The organism is Microbacterium sp. CJ77 (assembly GCF_002911615.1).
Lineage (GTDB): Bacteria > Actinomycetota > Actinomycetes > Actinomycetales > Microbacteriaceae > Microbacterium.
The window spans coordinates 243285-258646 of record NZ_PQBR01000007.1; the positions used below are offsets into that span (position 1 = coordinate 243285).

The following is a 15362-nucleotide window of genomic DNA, read 5'->3' on the forward strand; positions in this document are numbered from 1 at the left end:
TTCATCCGAGCGGCGGGACCAGGAGCCAGTCCGGGTACTTCGCGACCCGACCATCACCGGACGACGTGCGCGTGATGCGGCGGCGCATCCACGGGCCCACGTGCGTGCGGTAGTAGGCCAGGCCCTTCGGGCCACCGGCAGCGAGAGGAGGAAGGTCCCACCACTCGTGCGGGGCGGCGAGTCCGAGCGCGTCGAGCACCCGAGCCGCGACCCGGTGGTGGCCGCGCGCGTTCATGTGTAGGCGGTCCTCCGCCCAGAACGGCGGCGTTCCGAGATCGGCATCCGGCCAGTTGAGCGCCCGGATGACATCGGTGCGTCCCTGCGCGCGCCGGAGCACAGCGCGCGACAGCGCGTCGCCGCGGCGCCGGATCATGCGGCCCAGCGGCAGCTGCCGCGACGGGTCGGCACCCGAGAGCAGGATCAACGCGACCCCCTCCTCGTCGCACCGACGGAGCACCTGGGTGAAGGCGTCCGCGATGTGCTCGATGTCTGCCCGCGGCCGCAGCATGTCGTTGCCGCCGCCGTTGAAGGACAGGTGCGTGGGCTTCAAGGCCAGCGCGGGCTCGAGCTGTTCTCGGACGATCGGCCAGATGAGCTTGCCGCGAATCGCGAAGTTGGCATATTCGACGGGCTCAGCCGTCGCGTTCGCCCAGCCTTGCGCGACCAGGTCGGCCCAGCCACGCGTCGTACCGTCTGGCAGCTCATCCCCGACACCCTCGGTGAAGGAATCGCCGATGGCGACGTAACGCACGGAAGACACCCGTTCAGCCTAAGCGGCGGCACACGCAGCTGATCGCAACAGAGCCGGGGTCCTGGGCTCGGGCCGACATGCCCGCACCGCCCGGTCCCGCGCAACGTCAGTAAGGGAGCGCCGCGTACATCCGAAAGGAACGAATGGGCCGGATGCCCGGAGAAGCGGTCCGAATGGGCCACTCATGCCGGAGAAGACCTCTCCCATGTACGCGGACGCGATGTCACGCCGCGCTGCCGACGGGTCCCGGATCTTCAGACAGCAGCTCGTGGACACGAGGAAGGACGCGCGTGCCGTACAGCTCGATGCTCGTCATGAGCTTGTCGTGCGAGATGGATCCGGATGCGTACTTCATGTCGAATCGCGCGATCCCCAGCGTGCGCGCGGTCTGCGCGATCTTCTGGGCAACCGTTTCGGGCGATCCGACATACGCAGCCCCCTCGGGCCCGACGTCGTGCTGGAAGCGCATGCGGTTGTACGGGGGCCAGCCGCGTTCGCGACCGATCGTGTTGTTCAACTCTTCGAATCCGGGGTAGGCCTCCTCCCAGGCCTGCTGGTCGGTCTCGCCGACGTGACCTGGCGAATGCACGCCGATGGGCAGCATCTCGCTTCCGAGCGCGGTCAGCGACCGGTGGTACAGGTCGACGAAGGGGCGGAACCGGTCGGCCGGTCCCCCGATGATCGCGAGCATCAGCCCCAGGCCGTGGCGGGCGGCGCGTACAACGGACTCGGGGCTGCCGCCGACACCGATCCACGCCTTCAGACCGTTCTCGGTCTTCGGGAAGACATCGGCGTTGTTCAGCGGAGCACGTGTCGTGCCCTGCCAGGTGACCGGCTTCTCTTTCAGGAGCTCGGTGAACAGCCCCAACTTCTCTTCGAAGAGCACCTCGTAATCGCTCAGTTCGTATCCGAAAAGAGGGAACGACTCGATGAACGAACCACGGCCGAGAATGATCTCGGCACGACCGCGCGAGATCGCGTCGAGCGTGGCGAAACGCTCATACAGGCGCACGGGGTCGTCGCTCGAGAGGACAGTCACGGCGGTGCCGAGGCGGATCTGCTCTGTGCGCGCCGCGATCGCGGCCAGCACGATCTCGGGGCTCGTGATGGCGAAGTCACGGCGGTGGTGCTCCCCCAGGCCGATGAACGAGATGCCCACCTGATCCGCGAGCACCGCCTGGTCGACCACATCGCGGATCGTCTGTGCATCGCTCACGAGGGATCCATCGGATCCGCGGCTGATGTCTCCGAAGGTGTCGAGACCGAGTTCGAGCGTCATGAACACGCCTTTCTATTCACGCGTATGTAACAGGATGCCTCACTCGGCCATTCCCGTTCTCGAAAACCGCTCCGGTTCAGTCTCGCAGCAGCGCCGTACGAAGCGTGTCGAGACCGACCCCGCCCATGTCGAGCGCCCGCTTGTGGAACTCCTTGATCGAGAAGTCCGTGCCACGCGCCGTGGCGTAATCGTCGCGGACCTGCTCCCAGATGCGCTGACCGACCTTGTACGAGGGAGCCTGCCCCGGCCATCCGAGATAGCGATTGACCTCGAAGCGGACGAACTCGTCGGGCATGTTGACGTTGCGCCCCATGAACGCCAGTGCGTACTCGGCGTCCCAGATGCCCGCGCCGTCGGGACGCTGCTTGCCGAGGTGCACACCGATGTCGAGCACGACACGGGCCGCGCGCATCCGCTGCCCGTCGAGCATGCCGAGCCGGTCGGCCGGATCATCGAGGTATCCGAGGTCCTGCATCAGCCGTTCCGCGTAGAGCGCCCATCCCTCGGCGTGCCCCGAGGTGCCGGCCAGCAGGCGCCGCCACGAGTTCAGCTGCGCGCGGTTGTACGTCGCTTGGCCGATCTGCAGGTGATGCCCGGGAACCCCCTCGTGGTAGACCGTGGTCAGCTCGCGCCAGGTGTCGAACTCGGTGACGCCCTCGGGCACCGACCACCACATGCGGCCCGGGCGTGAGAAGTCATCCGTCGGCCCGGTGTAGTAGATCCCGCCCTCTTTGGTCGGCGCGATCATGCACTCAAGGGTGCGGATCTGTTCGGGAATGTCGAAGTGCGTGGCGCCGAGCTCGGCGATCGCGCGGTCACTCGTCGCCTGCATCCACTCCTGCAGAGCCTGCGTGCCGTGCAGCTTGCGCGACGGGTCCTGCTCGAGCAGCGCGACCACCTCTTCGACGCTCGCGCCGGGGCTGATCTCGTTCGCGATGGACTCCTGCTCGGCGACCATGCGCGCGAGCTCTTCGATGCCCCATTCGTAGGTCTCGTCGAGATCGATCACAGCGCCGAGGAACCGGCGCGAGTGCAGCGCGTACATGTCGCGCCCCACGGCGTCGCCTTCGCCGGCGGCGGGCGCAAGCTCCGTGCGCATGAACTCGGCGAGCTGATCGTACGCGACGCGCGCTGCCCCGGCCTGGTCTGCGAGTTCGCGCGCGAGTGACGCCGGCAGCTGGCCGTCGGCGGGGGCCGCTTCGCCGGCGAACTCGGTGAAGAACCCGTTGTCGGCCGTGTACCGGCCGATCTGCGTGATGACTTCGACGACTTGACGGCGCGCGGGCACGATCCCCTGGCGTACGCCCTCGCGCAGAGACTCCATGTAGCCGTCGACAGCGCCCTTCACGGCGCCCAGTCGCCGAGCGACGACCTCCCAGTCTTCGGCCGTGTCCGTCGGCATCAGATCGAAGACCTCGCGGATCTCTTGGGCGGGCGATGCGATCACGTTGAGGTCCCGCAGGTTCCATCGGATGTCGTGCAGCTCGAGCGCGAGGCGGAGCTCGCTCGACAGGTCGGTGCGGGTGATCTCGTCGATCGGATCGGTCGGCGTGGCGGCCTCGAGTGCGCTCAGGGCGCTCCGGGCTTCGTCCGCGAACCGCGCGTGGCCCGCGGGCGAGAAGTCATCGAACCGGTCCGCGTGCTCCATGCGGCCGATGTACGTGCCCAGCGTCGGCGACAGTTCTACGAGCGTGTCGACCCAGGATTCGGCGATCGCGTCGATCTGCGTGGGCGTGCGAGTTGCTTCGGTCATCCTTCGAGCCTAGTGAGCCGCCTCGTTCCAGTCCGAACCGCGCCCGATCTGCACGTCCAATGGCACGGAGAGTTGCGCCGCGCCCCCCATGCGGGTGCGCACGATCTGTTCCGTGGCTTCCCACTCCCCCGGTGCGACCTCGAGCACGAGTTCGTCGTGAATCTGCATCAGGACGCGAGAGCCGAGCCCCTGCTCGCGCAGGGCGGCATGGATGTCGAGCACCGCGATCTTCATGATGTCGGCGGCGCTGCCCTGAATCGGCGCGTTGAGCGCGGCCCGTTCGGCGTTCTCGCGCAGGACCCGGTTGGGACTCGACAGGTCGGGGAACGGTCGGCGACGGCCGAAGATCGTCGTGGTGTAGCCGTCGATCTTCGCCTGTTCGACCGACGCGCGCAGGTAGTCGCGCACGGCGCCGAAGCGCGCGAAGTACTCCATCATCAGCTGCTTCGCCTCGCTCTGCTCGATGCGCAGCTGCTTCGACAGGCCAAACGCCGACAACCCGTAGACCAGGCCGTACGACATCGCCTTGACCTTCGTCCGCATCGCGGGGGTGACCTCGGAGGGCTCCACTCCGAAGACACGAGCGCCCACGAACCGGTGCAGGTCTTCACCCGAGTTGAACGCCTCGATCAGCCCCGGGTCCTCCGACAGGTGGGCCATGATGCGCATCTCGATCTGCGAGTAGTCGGCCGTGAGAAGCGCCTCGTACCCCGGTCCGACCTCGAACGCGCTGCGGATACGACGCGATTCCTCGGTGCGGACGGGGATGTTCTGCAGGTTCGGGTCTGTGCTCGAGAGCCGACCCGTCTGGCTGCCCGTCTGCAGATACGTGGTGTGGATGCGCCCGTCGTCCCCGATCGCGGTGTCCAGCGACTCGATGATCTGGCGGAGCTTGGTCGCCTCGCGATGCTGCAACAGCAGACTCAGGAACGGATGCGGTGCCGTCTCCTGCAGATCCGCGAGAACGGCGGCATCCGTCGAGTAGCCCGTTTTCGTCTTGCGTGTCTTCGGAAGCGCAAGCTCTTCGAAGAGCACTTCTTGCAGCTGCTTCGGCGAGCCGAGGTTGACCTCGCGGCCGATGGTTCCGTACGCCTCTTGCGCAATCGCCTCCGCGCGGGCGCCGAGCTCTGCCGAGAACTCCGACAGCTTGGTGTGCGAGACCGCGACACCGGCGAGTTCGAGGTCTGCCAGCGCCGTGAGCGTCGGGAGTTCGATGTCGTCGAGAACCGCTCGAACAGGCTCGGGCATGTCGTCGCCCAGCGCATCCGCGACGCGCAACGTATACCAGGCCAACTGCGCGGGGGTCGCGCCCTCGGTCTCGGGCACGAGCTGCGTCGGATCGGACTCCGGCAACTTCTCATCGAGGTATCGATCCACCAGGTCCGCGAGGGTGCGGTCGGGGAAGCTCGGGCGTAGCAGCCAGCCCGCCAACAGGGTGTCGAACGCGAGACCGCCGAGCGAGAAGCCCGCGCGGCGAAGCGCCTTGACCTGCGGCTTCGCGTCGTTGGCCACCTTGGCCGCGGGACCGGCGAACCACTCCCCCAGGGCTTCCCAGCCGGGAGCATCCGCTGTCCACGTCAGCTCGACGGCATCGTCCAACGTTGCGAGCCCGACCCGGTACGGCAGACCCGACTGCAGCGTGATCGTGACGCCGACGGGTGTCTCGGGCGCGAGTGAATTGGCCCACTCCGCGGCCTCGACCGCGGTGACCTCCCGCACCGTCGGCGCGGCGACACCGGGCTCACGCGCGGCCGCGGCGGCGGACTCTTCCGCATCCAGCCCGACCGCCTCGAAAACGCGAGGCAACAGGGTGCGGAATTCGAGACGCGCGAAGATGTCGCGAACCGCCTGCGCGTCCATCGGCTGCATCGCGAGATCCGCCGGCCCGAGGGGTAGTTCGAGGTCTCGCACCAACCGGTTCAGCGTGCGGTTTCGGCGCACGGCCTCGATATGCTCGCGCAGGTTGTTGCCGACCACGCCGCCGACCTTGTCGGCGTTGCTGAGGAGCTCATCGAGCGAGCCGAATTGGTTGAGCCACTTCACGGCCGTCTTCTCGCCGACCTTCGGCACGCCCGGCAGGTTGTCGCTCGTCTCACCCACGAGCGCGGCGATGTCGGGATACTGCTCCGGGCGCACGCCGTAGCGCTCGATGACGGCCGCCGTGTCGTATCGCTTCAACTGCGAAACGCCCTGCACCGACGGGTACAACAGGGTCACGTCTTCGGTCACCAGCTGGATCGAATCGCGGTCGCCCGAGACCACCAGCACGTCGAAACCCTGCTCAGCACCCTGGGCCGCGAGGGTTGCGAGAACGTCGTCGGCTTCGTAGTCCTCTTTCGTGACGATCTGGACGCCCATCGCCTCGAGCGCGTCACGCAGCAGCGGGATCTGACCCGAGAACTCGGGTGGTGTCTCGGACCGGTTCGCCTTGTACTCCGCGTATTCGCGGGTACGGAACGAGGTGCGAGACAGGTCGAAGGCGACGGCGATGTGCGTCGGCTTGTGATCCTTGATCAGATTCACGAACATCGAGAGAAAGCCGTAGATGGCGTTCGTATGCTGGTGATCTTTGGTGGTGAAGTTGTCGACCGGGAGCGCGTAGAACGCGCGGAAAGCCAGCGAATGGCCGTCGACGATCATGAGAGTAGGCTTTTCGGAGTCCGGCACCCCCTCAGCCTAGCTACCGGTGCGGACACTCCCCACGGGCGCGATGGTGCCCTCGCCCCTGAAGGAGGCCTCATGTCCGATGCCGTTGCCGTGGACCCGCTCGAGTGGGTCAACCGTCGCGGATTCGGCGCCCTCGGAAACAAGATGGGGATGGCCTGGGTCGAGTTCACGCGTGAACGCGCCGTGGCCACCATGCCCGTCGAGGGCAACACCCAGCCCGTCGGGCTGATGCACGGCGGCGCGTATGTCGTGCTGGGCGAGTCGCTCGGCTCGATGCACGCGAATCTGCTCGTCGGGCCTGGACGCCTCGCCGTCGGCGTGGACATCAACGCGACTCACACCCGCTCGGCCACGCAGGGCTTGGTAACCGGCACCTGCGTACCGATCCACGTCGGGCGCAGCATGACCGTGCACGAGATCGTCGTGACGGATGATCAGGGCCGACGGCTCTCGACGATCCGCATCACGAATCTCATCAAGGACATGCCCGCGTCCTGAGGCTCGCGTGGCCTCTTCGACAGGCCCCCGTTCGCCGGGCGTGTCGAAGAGGCACACTCGGGACTCGGGCTACGCCTTCTTCGACGCCAGCTGCTCGATGATCGCCTTCGCGACATCCTGCATCGTCAGACGACGATCCATCGACGCCTTCTGAATCCAACGGAAGGCCTCGGGCTCCGACAGCCCCATCTTCTCGTTGAGCAGACCCTTGGCTCGGTCGACGAGCTTGCGCGTCTCGAAACGCTCGACCATGTCGGCGACCTCGGCCTCGAGCGTGAGGATCTGTTGGTAGCGGCTCAGCGCGATCTCGATCGCGGGAAGCAGGTCGTTGGGCGTGAACGGCTTGACGACGTACGCCAGCGCACCCGCCTCGCTGGCCCGCTCGACGAGCTCCTTCTGGCTGAACGCGGTCAGCAGCACGACGGGCGCGACGTGGTTCTTGTTGAGCTTCTCGGCGGCGCTGATGCCGTCCATGATGGGCATCTTGACGTCCATGATCACGAGATCCGGACGCAGTTCGGTCGCGAGCTGAACGGCGGTTTCGCCGTCCCCCGCCTCTCCGACGACGTCGTATCCGTTGTCACGGAGAATCTCGACGATGTCGAGTCGGATGAGCGACTCATCCTCCGCGACGACGACGCGCCTCGGGGTTGAGGGCGTGGGCGCTGCGGTCTCGTCTAGCTCGGTCACGTTTGAATCCTACGGTATGGTCATTCTCGGACGTGCGGGCCGGTGTGGCGGAATGGCAGACGCGACCGACTCAAAATCGGTTGCCCGTGAGGGCGTGTGGGTTCGAGTCCCACCACCGGTACTTTTATCGGCCGCCCCGCCCGTCCCCCGACTACTCCCGGATCTGGTAGATCGGGGCGGCGCCGTGGACGGCGTCTCCGACCTTGTGGACACGGATGTCGTTGGTCGAGCCGACGATCCCCGGAGGGGATCCCGAGATGACGACGACCTTGTCGCCGACCGAAGCCAGGTCGTTCGACAGCAGGTAGTCATCGACCTGGATGAACATGCGGTCCGTGTGGGCCACGTGCTCGACGAGCGCGGACTGGATGCCCCAGGTCAGCGCCATACGGCGACGGATTGCCGGCTCGGGCGTGAACGCGATCATCGGGATGTTCGGGCGCAGGCGCGACATCCGGCGAGCCGAGTCTCCCGACTCCGTGAAGATGCAGAGGTACTTGGCGTCGACGAATTCGGCGACCTCGATGGCCGCGAGAGTGATCGCACCACCCTGCGTGCGCGGCTTGTTCGTGAGCTTGGCGATCCGGTCGAGACCGTGCTCCTCGGTCGAGGCCACGATCCGTGCCATGGTCTCGACGACGACGACGGGGTACTCCCCCACACTCGTCTCGCCCGAGAGCATGACGGCGTCGGCGCCGTCCAGGACGGCGTTGGCGACGTCGGATGTCTCGGCCCGCGTCGGCACGGGGCTGTTGATCATCGACTCGAGCATCTGTGTTGCGACGATGACGGGCTTCGCCATGCGCCGCGAGAGCTCCACGGCGCGCTTCTGGACGATCGGCACGGCCTCGAGCGGGAGTTCCACGCCCAGGTCGCCACGAGCGACCATGATGCCGTCGAACGCGTCGATGATCTCTTCGAGGTGCTCGACGGCCTGCGGCTTCTCGATCTTGGCGATGATCGGGACGCGGCGGCCCTCCTCGGCCATGATGACGTGGGCGCGCTGGACGTCCTTTGCGTCACGCACGAAAGACAGCGCGATCAGGTCGGCGCCGATGCGCAGGCCCCACCGCAGGTCCGCCTCGTCCTTTTCCGACAGAGCGGGGACGTTGACGGCGACACCTGGCAGATTGATGCCCTTGTTGTTCGAGACGGGACCGGCGACGATCACCTTGGTCGTGACGACCGTGTCGGTCTTCTCGACGACCTCGACCTTGACCTTGCCGTCATCGATCAGCAGGAAATCCCCGGGGTTCACGTCTTGCGGCAGACCCTTGAAGGTCGTCGACACGATCTCTTTCGTGCCCGGGATGTCGTCGATCGTGATCTTGAAGATGTCACCGACCGCGAGCTCGTGGGGGCCATCGGCGAACTTGCCGAGGCGGATCTTCGGTCCCTGCAGATCGACGAGGATCGCGACGGGGCGACCCGCATCCTCCGCTGCCTTGCGCACGTTGGCGAAGTTCGTCTCGTGGACGGTGTAATCGCCGTGGCTGAGGTTCATGCGGGCGACATCCACCCCCGCGTCGATGATCGCGCGCACCGACTCGTAGGTCGAGGTGGCGGGGCCGAGGGTGGCGACGATCTTGGCACGTCTCATCGTGTGATGCTCCGGTGGGGTTCGGGGTTCGGGGTCGAGTCGAGATGGGACCGGTCTCACAGTCCGGGGTAAGCCTACGCGGGCTGCAGACCGATCGCGATGTCGGTGGGATGCACGGGGAATGGCAGTTCGGTGGACCCCATCAGGTAGGCGTCGACGCGAGCGGCCGCAGCGCGGCCCTCGGCGATCGCCCAGACGATCAGGGACTGGCCCCGACCCGCGTCACCCGCGGCGAAGACGCCCGGCGCCGTGGTCTGGTAGTCGCCGTCGCGCTCCACGTTGCCGCGGCTCGTGAAGCGCGCGCCCAGCTGGTCGGCGAGCTGAGTCTGCTCGGGGCCCGTGAAACCGAGCGCGATCAACACGAGGTCCGCGGGGATCTCACGCTCGGTCCCGCTCTTGGGTACGCGACGCCCGTCGACGTACTCGGTCTCGGCAACACGCAACGCGCGCACCTCGCCCGCGTCGTTCGAGAGGAACTCGACGGTGGAGGCGAGGTAGACACGCTCGCCGCCCTCCTCGTGCGCGGAGGAGACCTCGAAGAGCGTCGGCATCATCGGCCAGGGCTGGTCGTCGGTACGCGCCGTGGGCGGCTGGATGCCGATAGCGAGGTTCGTGACGCTGAGCGCCCCCTGGCGGTGCGCCGTGCCGATGCAGTCAGCTCCGGTGTCGCCACCGCCGATGACGATGACGTGCTTGCCCTCGGCCGAGATCTGGTGCGGCACGGAATCCCCCGCCACGGCCCTGTTCGACTCGATCAGGTACTCCATGGCGAAGTGGATGCCCGCGTGGTCGCGACCCGGAATGGCGAGGTCGCGCGGCACGGTCGATCCGGTGGCCACCACGACCGCGTCGTAACGCGCACGCAGGTCGTCCCAGGAGATGTCGACACCGATCTCGACGCCGGCACGGAAACGGGTGCCCTCGTCCTGCATCTGACGGAGGCGCATTTCGATGTGGCGCTTCTCCATCTTGAAGTCGGGGATGCCGTAGCGCAGCAGACCGCCGATGCGGTCGTCACGCTCGTACACCGCGACCGTGTGGCCAGCGCGGGTGAGCTGCTGAGCCGCGGCGAGGCCCGCGGGGCCGGAGCCGACGACGGCGACCGTCTTGCCGGTCAGGCGTCCGGGGGGCTCGGGCTCGACCCATCCGTTCGAGAAAGCCTGGTCGATGATGCCGACCTCGACCTGCTTGATCGTCACCGCGGGCTGGTTGATGCCCAGCACGCAGGCGCTCTCACAGGGCGCCGGGCACAGGCGACCCGTGAACTCGGGGAAGTTGTTGGTCGCGTGCAGACGCTCGATGGCGTCGCGGCCCTCACCTCGCCAGAGCAGGTCGTTCCACTCGGGAATCAGGTTGCCGAGCGGGCAGCCCTTGTGACAGAACGGGATGCCGCAGTCCATGCAGCGGCCGGCCTGGCGACGCAGGACGGCCTTGTCGCCCGGCTCGTACACCTCTTTCCAGTCCATGATGCGCACGGGCACGGGACGACGGGGCGCGAGTTCGCGCTCCGTGACTTTGAGGAAACCCTTCGGGTCAGCCACCGGTCACCTCCAGGATGCGAGTCCAGACGACATCGCCGTCGGGGTCGAGCCCCTCGGCCACCGCCGCCTGACGGGTCTCGAGCACGGCCGCATAGTCGCGCGGAAGAACCCGCGTGAAGCGAGCGGTCGCCTCGTCGAAGTTTTCGAGCAGGTCGGCCGCGAGGGTCGAACCGGTCTCGGAGACGTGGAGCTTGAGCAGATCGCGCAGGATCTCGACATCGCCCGAGCCGAGTTCGAGCAGCTCGAGTTCTCCCGACGCGAGAGCCTCGCGGTTCACGAGCGTACGGTCGAGGTCGTAGACGTACGCGGTGCCGCCCGACATACCGGCGCCGAGGTTACGTCCCGTGGCGCCGAGGATCACCGCGAGCCCACCCGTCATGTACTCGAGCGCGTGGTCGCCCACTCCCTCGACGACAGCGGTCGCGCCGGAGTTGCGGACGAAGAAGCGCTCGCCCACGACGCCGCGCAGGAACATGCTGCCCTGCGTTGCGCCGTACCCGATCACGTTTCCGGCGATCACGTTCTGCGACGCATCGAAGGATGCTCCGCGGGGCGGCCGGATGACGATCTGTCCGCCCGACAGGCCCTTGCCGACGTAGTCGTTGGAGTCTCCTTCGAGACGCAGGGTGATCCCCGCGGGCATGAAGGCGCCGAAGGACTGTCCGGCCGAGCCGCGCAGGTTGACCACGATCGAACCGGACGGGAGTCCGTTCTCGCCGTGGGCCAGCGTGACGCGGTTGCCGAGCATCGTGCCCACGGCGCGCGCGGTGTTGCGGATCGGCAGGTCGATCTCGACTCGACCGCCGTGCGCAATGACGTCCTGCGCGCGTTCGATCAGCTGCACGTCGAAGTGCTCGTCGAGCTCGTGCTCCTGTTCGCGCGCGTTTCGCCGCGGCTCGTCCTCGGCGAACGGCGGCCCCACGAGAATCGGCGTCAGGTCGAGCCCGCTCGCCTTCCAATGCTCCACGGCACCGTCGACATCCAGGAGCTCCTGGTGACCGATGGCCTCGTCGAGCGAGCGGAAGCCCAGCTCGGCGAGGATCTCGCGCACCTCTTCGGCGATGAACTCCATGAAGTTCACGACGAATTCGGGCTTACCCGTGAAGCGCGCGCGCAGAACGGGGTTCTGGGTCGCAACGCCGACGGGGCAGGTGTCCAGGTGGCAGACGCGCATCATGACGCAGCCCTCGACGACCAGCGCCGTGGTGGCGAAGCCGAACTCCTCGGCGCCCAACAGCGCTCCGATGATGACGTCGCGGCCGGTCTTCAACTGGCCGTCCACCTGCACGACGACGCGGTCACGCATGCCGTTGAGCATGAGAGTCTGCTGCGTCTCGGCGAGGCCGAGTTCCCACGGCGTGCCGGCGTGCTTGAGCGAGTTGAGCGGGCTCGCACCCGTTCCGCCGTCGTGGCCGGACACCAGGATGACGTCGGACAGCGCCTTCGCGACGCCCGCCGCGACCGCACCGATACCCGACTGACTGACGAGCTTGGTGTGGATGCGGGCCTTCGGGTTGGCGCGCTTCAGGTCGAAGATCAGCTGCTTGAGGTCTTCGATCGAGTAGATGTCGTGGTGCGGCGGCGGCGAGATCAGGCCGACGCCGGCGGTCGCGTGTCGCGTGCGTGCGATCCACGGGTACACCTTCGTCGGGGGCAGCTGACCGCCCTCGCCGGGTTTGGCACCCTGGGCCAGCTTGATCTGGATGTCTTCGGCATGCGTCAGGTACAGGCTCGTCACGCCGAACCGTCCCGAAGCGACCTGCTTGATGGCGCTCCGGCGTTCGGGGTCGAGCAGGCGGTCGACATCCTCGCCGCCTTCGCCCGTGTTGGACTTGCCGCCGATGCGATTCATCGCGATCGCGAGGGTCTCGTGCGCCTCTTTCGAGATCGAGCCGTAGCTCATCGCACCCGTCGAGAAACGCGTCAGGATCGCCGAGATCGGCTCCACCTGATCGATCGGCACGGGGGGCCGGACTCCCGAGCGCAGGCGGAACATGCCGCGCAGCGTCTTGAGTTCGGCGGCCTGATCGTCGACGAGTTTGGTGTACTCGCGGAACAGGTCGTAGCGGCGCGAACGGGTCGCGTGCTGCAGCTTGAAGACGGTGTCGGGGTTGAAGAGGTGCGGCGAGCCGTCCCGCCGCCACTGGTACTCCCCGCCGGTCCACAGCCGTTCGTGCGCGTGCACCGCCGCGTCCTCGGGGTACGCGTAAGCGTGGCGCGAGGCATTCTCGGTCGCGATGACATCGATGCCGACACCGCCGAGCTTCGTCTCCGTGCCGGTGAAGTACGCGTCGACGAAGGACTGCGAGAGTCCGACGGCCTCGAACACCTGTGCGCCGGCATAGGACGACACGGTCGAGATGCCCATCTTGGACATGATCTTGAGCACGCCCTTGCCGAGCGCGTAGATCAGATTCTTGACGGCCTTCTCCGGCGTGACGTTCGTGATGAACCCCGCGCGGACGAGGTACTCGACGGTCTCCATCGCCAGATACGGGTTGACGGCGGATGCACCGTACCCGATCAGCGTCGCGACGTGGTGTACCTCGCGCACGTCGCCCGCCTCGACCACCAGACCGACCTTCATGCGCGTCTCTTCGCGGATGAGGTGGTGGTGGATCGCGGCGACCATGAGGAGCGACGGGATCGGAGCGAGGTCCTTGTTCGAGTCGCGGTCGGACAGCACGATGAACTCCGCGCCGTCCTCGATCGCCTGGTCGACCTCGGCGCACATCTGGGCGATGCGCTTCTCCAGCCCCTTGCGTCCGGCTTCGACGCGGTACAGGCCGCGGATCGTCACGGATGAGCGGCCCGGCAGGGCCGTGTCGACGTGCTGGATCTTGGCGAGCTCGTCGTTGTCGATCACCGGGAAGTCCAACGTCACGGTGCGCGCGTGGTCGGCGCCCCATGACAGCAGGTTCGGCTCGGGGCCGAGGCCGATCCTCAGACTCGTGACGACCTCTTCGCGGATGGAGTCGAGCGGCGGGTTCGTGACCTGCGCGAACTGCTGCACGAAGTAGTCGAAGAGCAGGCGCGGCCGCTCGCTCAGCACGGCGATCGGCGTGTCCGATCCCATCGCGCCGAGCGGCTCGGCACCGTTCTGACCCATCGGCGTCAGAAGGATCCGCACCTCTTCTTCCGTGTACCCGAACGTGCGCTGACGACGGGTGATCGAGGCGATCGGATGCACGATGTGTTCGCGCTCGGGAAGGTCCGACAGGCGCACGGTGCCCTTGTCGAGCCATTCCTGCCATGGGTGCAGGTCGGCCAGCTGCTGCTTGACCTCTTCTTCCTCGATGATCCGGCCGGCGGCCGTGTCCACGAGGAACATGCGTCCCGGACGCAGGCGTCCGCGACGCTTGATGCGCTCGGGTTCGAAGTCGAGCACGCCCGTCTCGCTGCCGATGACGATGAGACCGTCGGTCGTCTCGGTCCAGCGCCCGGGGCGCAGACCGTTGCGGTCGAGGGTCGCACCGACGAGCGTGCCGTCGGTGAAGATCAGGGCGGCGGGCCCATCCCACGGCTCCATCTGCATGGAGTGGTAGTCGTAGAAGGCGCGCAGCTTCGGGTCGATGTCGGCCTGCTTCTCGTAGGCCTCGGGCACCATCATCATGACCGCGTGGGGCAGGCTGCGACCCGTCAGGGTGAGCAGCTCGAGCACCTCGTCGAAGGACGCGGAGTCGGATGCGCCGACCGTACAGATCGGGAGCAGGGGCTTGATGTCACCGAGCAACTCGGACTCGAGCTGCGACTGACGCGCGCGCATCCAGTTGCGGTTGCCGTTCACGGTGTTGATCTCGCCGTTGTGCGCGAGCATCCGCAGCGGCTGCGCGAGCGGCCACGACGGGAACGTGTTCGTGGAGTAGCGCGAGTGCACGACGGCCAGCTCGGACGCGAAACGCTCGTCCTGCAGGTCGGGATAGAAGGGCTCGAGCTGGAGAGTCGTGACCATGCCCTTGTAGCCGAGCGTTCGCGCAGACAGCGACACGAAGTACGCTCCGAGCTCGTGCCGTGCGCGCTTGCGCAGACGATACACACGCCGGTCCAGGTCGATGCCGGAGAGCGGCGGTGCGTCGCCGACGGCGGGACGCGAGATGAAGAGCTGCTCGAACGCCGGGCGTGCCGCGTGCGCGAGCTTGCCGAGGTGACGTTCGTCGGTGGGAACCTCGCGCCATCCGAGCACGATGAGGTTCTCGCTCACCGCGATCTCGGCGATTCCGTCCTTGAGCTTCGTCCGCTCGTCCTCGTCCAGGGGCAGGAAGGCCATACCGACGGCGTACTCGCCGACCGGCGGCAGGTCGAACTCGACGACCGCGCGGAGGAACTCATCCGGGATCTGAGTCAGGATTCCGGCGCCGTCGCCCGTACCCGCGTCGGAGCCGATGGCGCCGCGGTGCTCGAGGTTGCGCAGCGCCGTCAGAGCTTGGGCAACGATGTCGTGCCCGGGCGTGCCTCGGAGCGTGGCGACCATCGCCAGACCACAGGCATCCTTCTCGAATGCCGGGTTGTACATCCCCTGCTTTGCCGGGAATGAAGCGTTGTCGCCGTAGTTCGGGCTCACGGCCATGTCAACCGTCCTCACT

At 67.1% G+C, this 15362-nt stretch carries 9 protein-coding genes and 1 tRNA gene; 2 read left to right on the forward strand and 8 right to left on the reverse strand.

Annotation, left to right across the window (positions count from 1 at the left end):
* Position 1: 1 nt before the first annotated feature.
* The 4 genes from C2868_RS07085 to polA form a co-directional block, all read right to left on the reverse strand.
* Entirely contained in the window at positions 2-760 is a 759-nt protein-coding gene (locus tag C2868_RS07085) for an SGNH/GDSL hydrolase family protein (RefSeq protein WP_181003378.1), read from the reverse strand.
* Positions 761-974: 214 nt separating this feature from the next.
* Positions 975-2030, reverse strand: coding sequence for an LLM class flavin-dependent oxidoreductase (locus tag C2868_RS07090; protein WP_103663124.1), 1056 nt, complete (start codon positions 2028-2030; stop codon positions 975-977).
* Between the two features lie 76 nt (positions 2031-2106).
* Positions 2107-3783, reverse strand: a complete 1677-nt coding sequence (locus C2868_RS07095; RefSeq protein ID WP_100810763.1) for a DUF885 domain-containing protein — start codon at positions 3781-3783, stop codon at positions 2107-2109.
* A gap of 9 nt (positions 3784-3792) precedes the next feature.
* On the reverse strand, positions 3793-6450 hold the full coding sequence (polA, locus tag C2868_RS07100) for a DNA polymerase I (protein WP_181003379.1): 2658 nt from the start codon (positions 6448-6450) through the stop codon (positions 3793-3795).
* A gap of 72 nt (positions 6451-6522) precedes the next feature.
* On the opposite strand from polA, the gene C2868_RS07105 reads away from it, so the two are divergent.
* The gene (locus C2868_RS07105; protein WP_100810761.1) at positions 6523-6948 is read left to right on the forward strand and encodes a hotdog fold thioesterase; all 426 of its coding nucleotides are present in this window, start codon (positions 6523-6525) and stop codon (positions 6946-6948) included.
* Between the two features lie 69 nt (positions 6949-7017).
* On the opposite strand, the gene C2868_RS07110 is transcribed toward C2868_RS07105, so the two are convergent.
* A complete protein-coding gene (locus C2868_RS07110; protein WP_100810760.1) occupies positions 7018-7638 on the reverse strand; it encodes an ANTAR domain-containing response regulator in 621 nt (206 codons plus the stop codon).
* Between the two features lie 38 nt (positions 7639-7676).
* Between C2868_RS07110 and C2868_RS07115 the strand changes: the two genes are divergently transcribed.
* Positions 7677-7759, forward strand: a tRNA-Leu gene (locus C2868_RS07115).
* A gap of 30 nt (positions 7760-7789) precedes the next feature.
* On the opposite strand, the gene pyk is transcribed toward C2868_RS07115, so the two are convergent.
* From pyk to gltB, 3 genes are all read right to left on the reverse strand, one after another.
* Positions 7790-9238 carry a pyruvate kinase gene (gene pyk / locus C2868_RS07120; protein ID WP_100810759.1) on the reverse strand — a complete coding sequence of 483 codons (1449 nt, stop codon included), beginning with the start codon at positions 9236-9238 and terminating at the stop codon, positions 7790-7792.
* A 74-nt stretch (positions 9239-9312) separates the two neighbouring features.
* Positions 9313-10779 carry a glutamate synthase subunit beta gene (locus C2868_RS07125; RefSeq protein ID WP_100810758.1) on the reverse strand — a complete coding sequence of 489 codons (1467 nt, stop codon included), beginning with the start codon at positions 10777-10779 and terminating at the stop codon, positions 9313-9315.
* The gene (gene gltB / locus C2868_RS07130) at positions 10772-15346 is read right to left on the reverse strand and encodes a glutamate synthase large subunit (RefSeq protein WP_100810757.1); all 4575 of its coding nucleotides are present in this window, start codon (positions 15344-15346) and stop codon (positions 10772-10774) included. The genes C2868_RS07125 and gltB overlap by 8 nt, the downstream gene beginning before the upstream one ends.
* Positions 15347-15362: the final 16 nt, after the last annotated feature.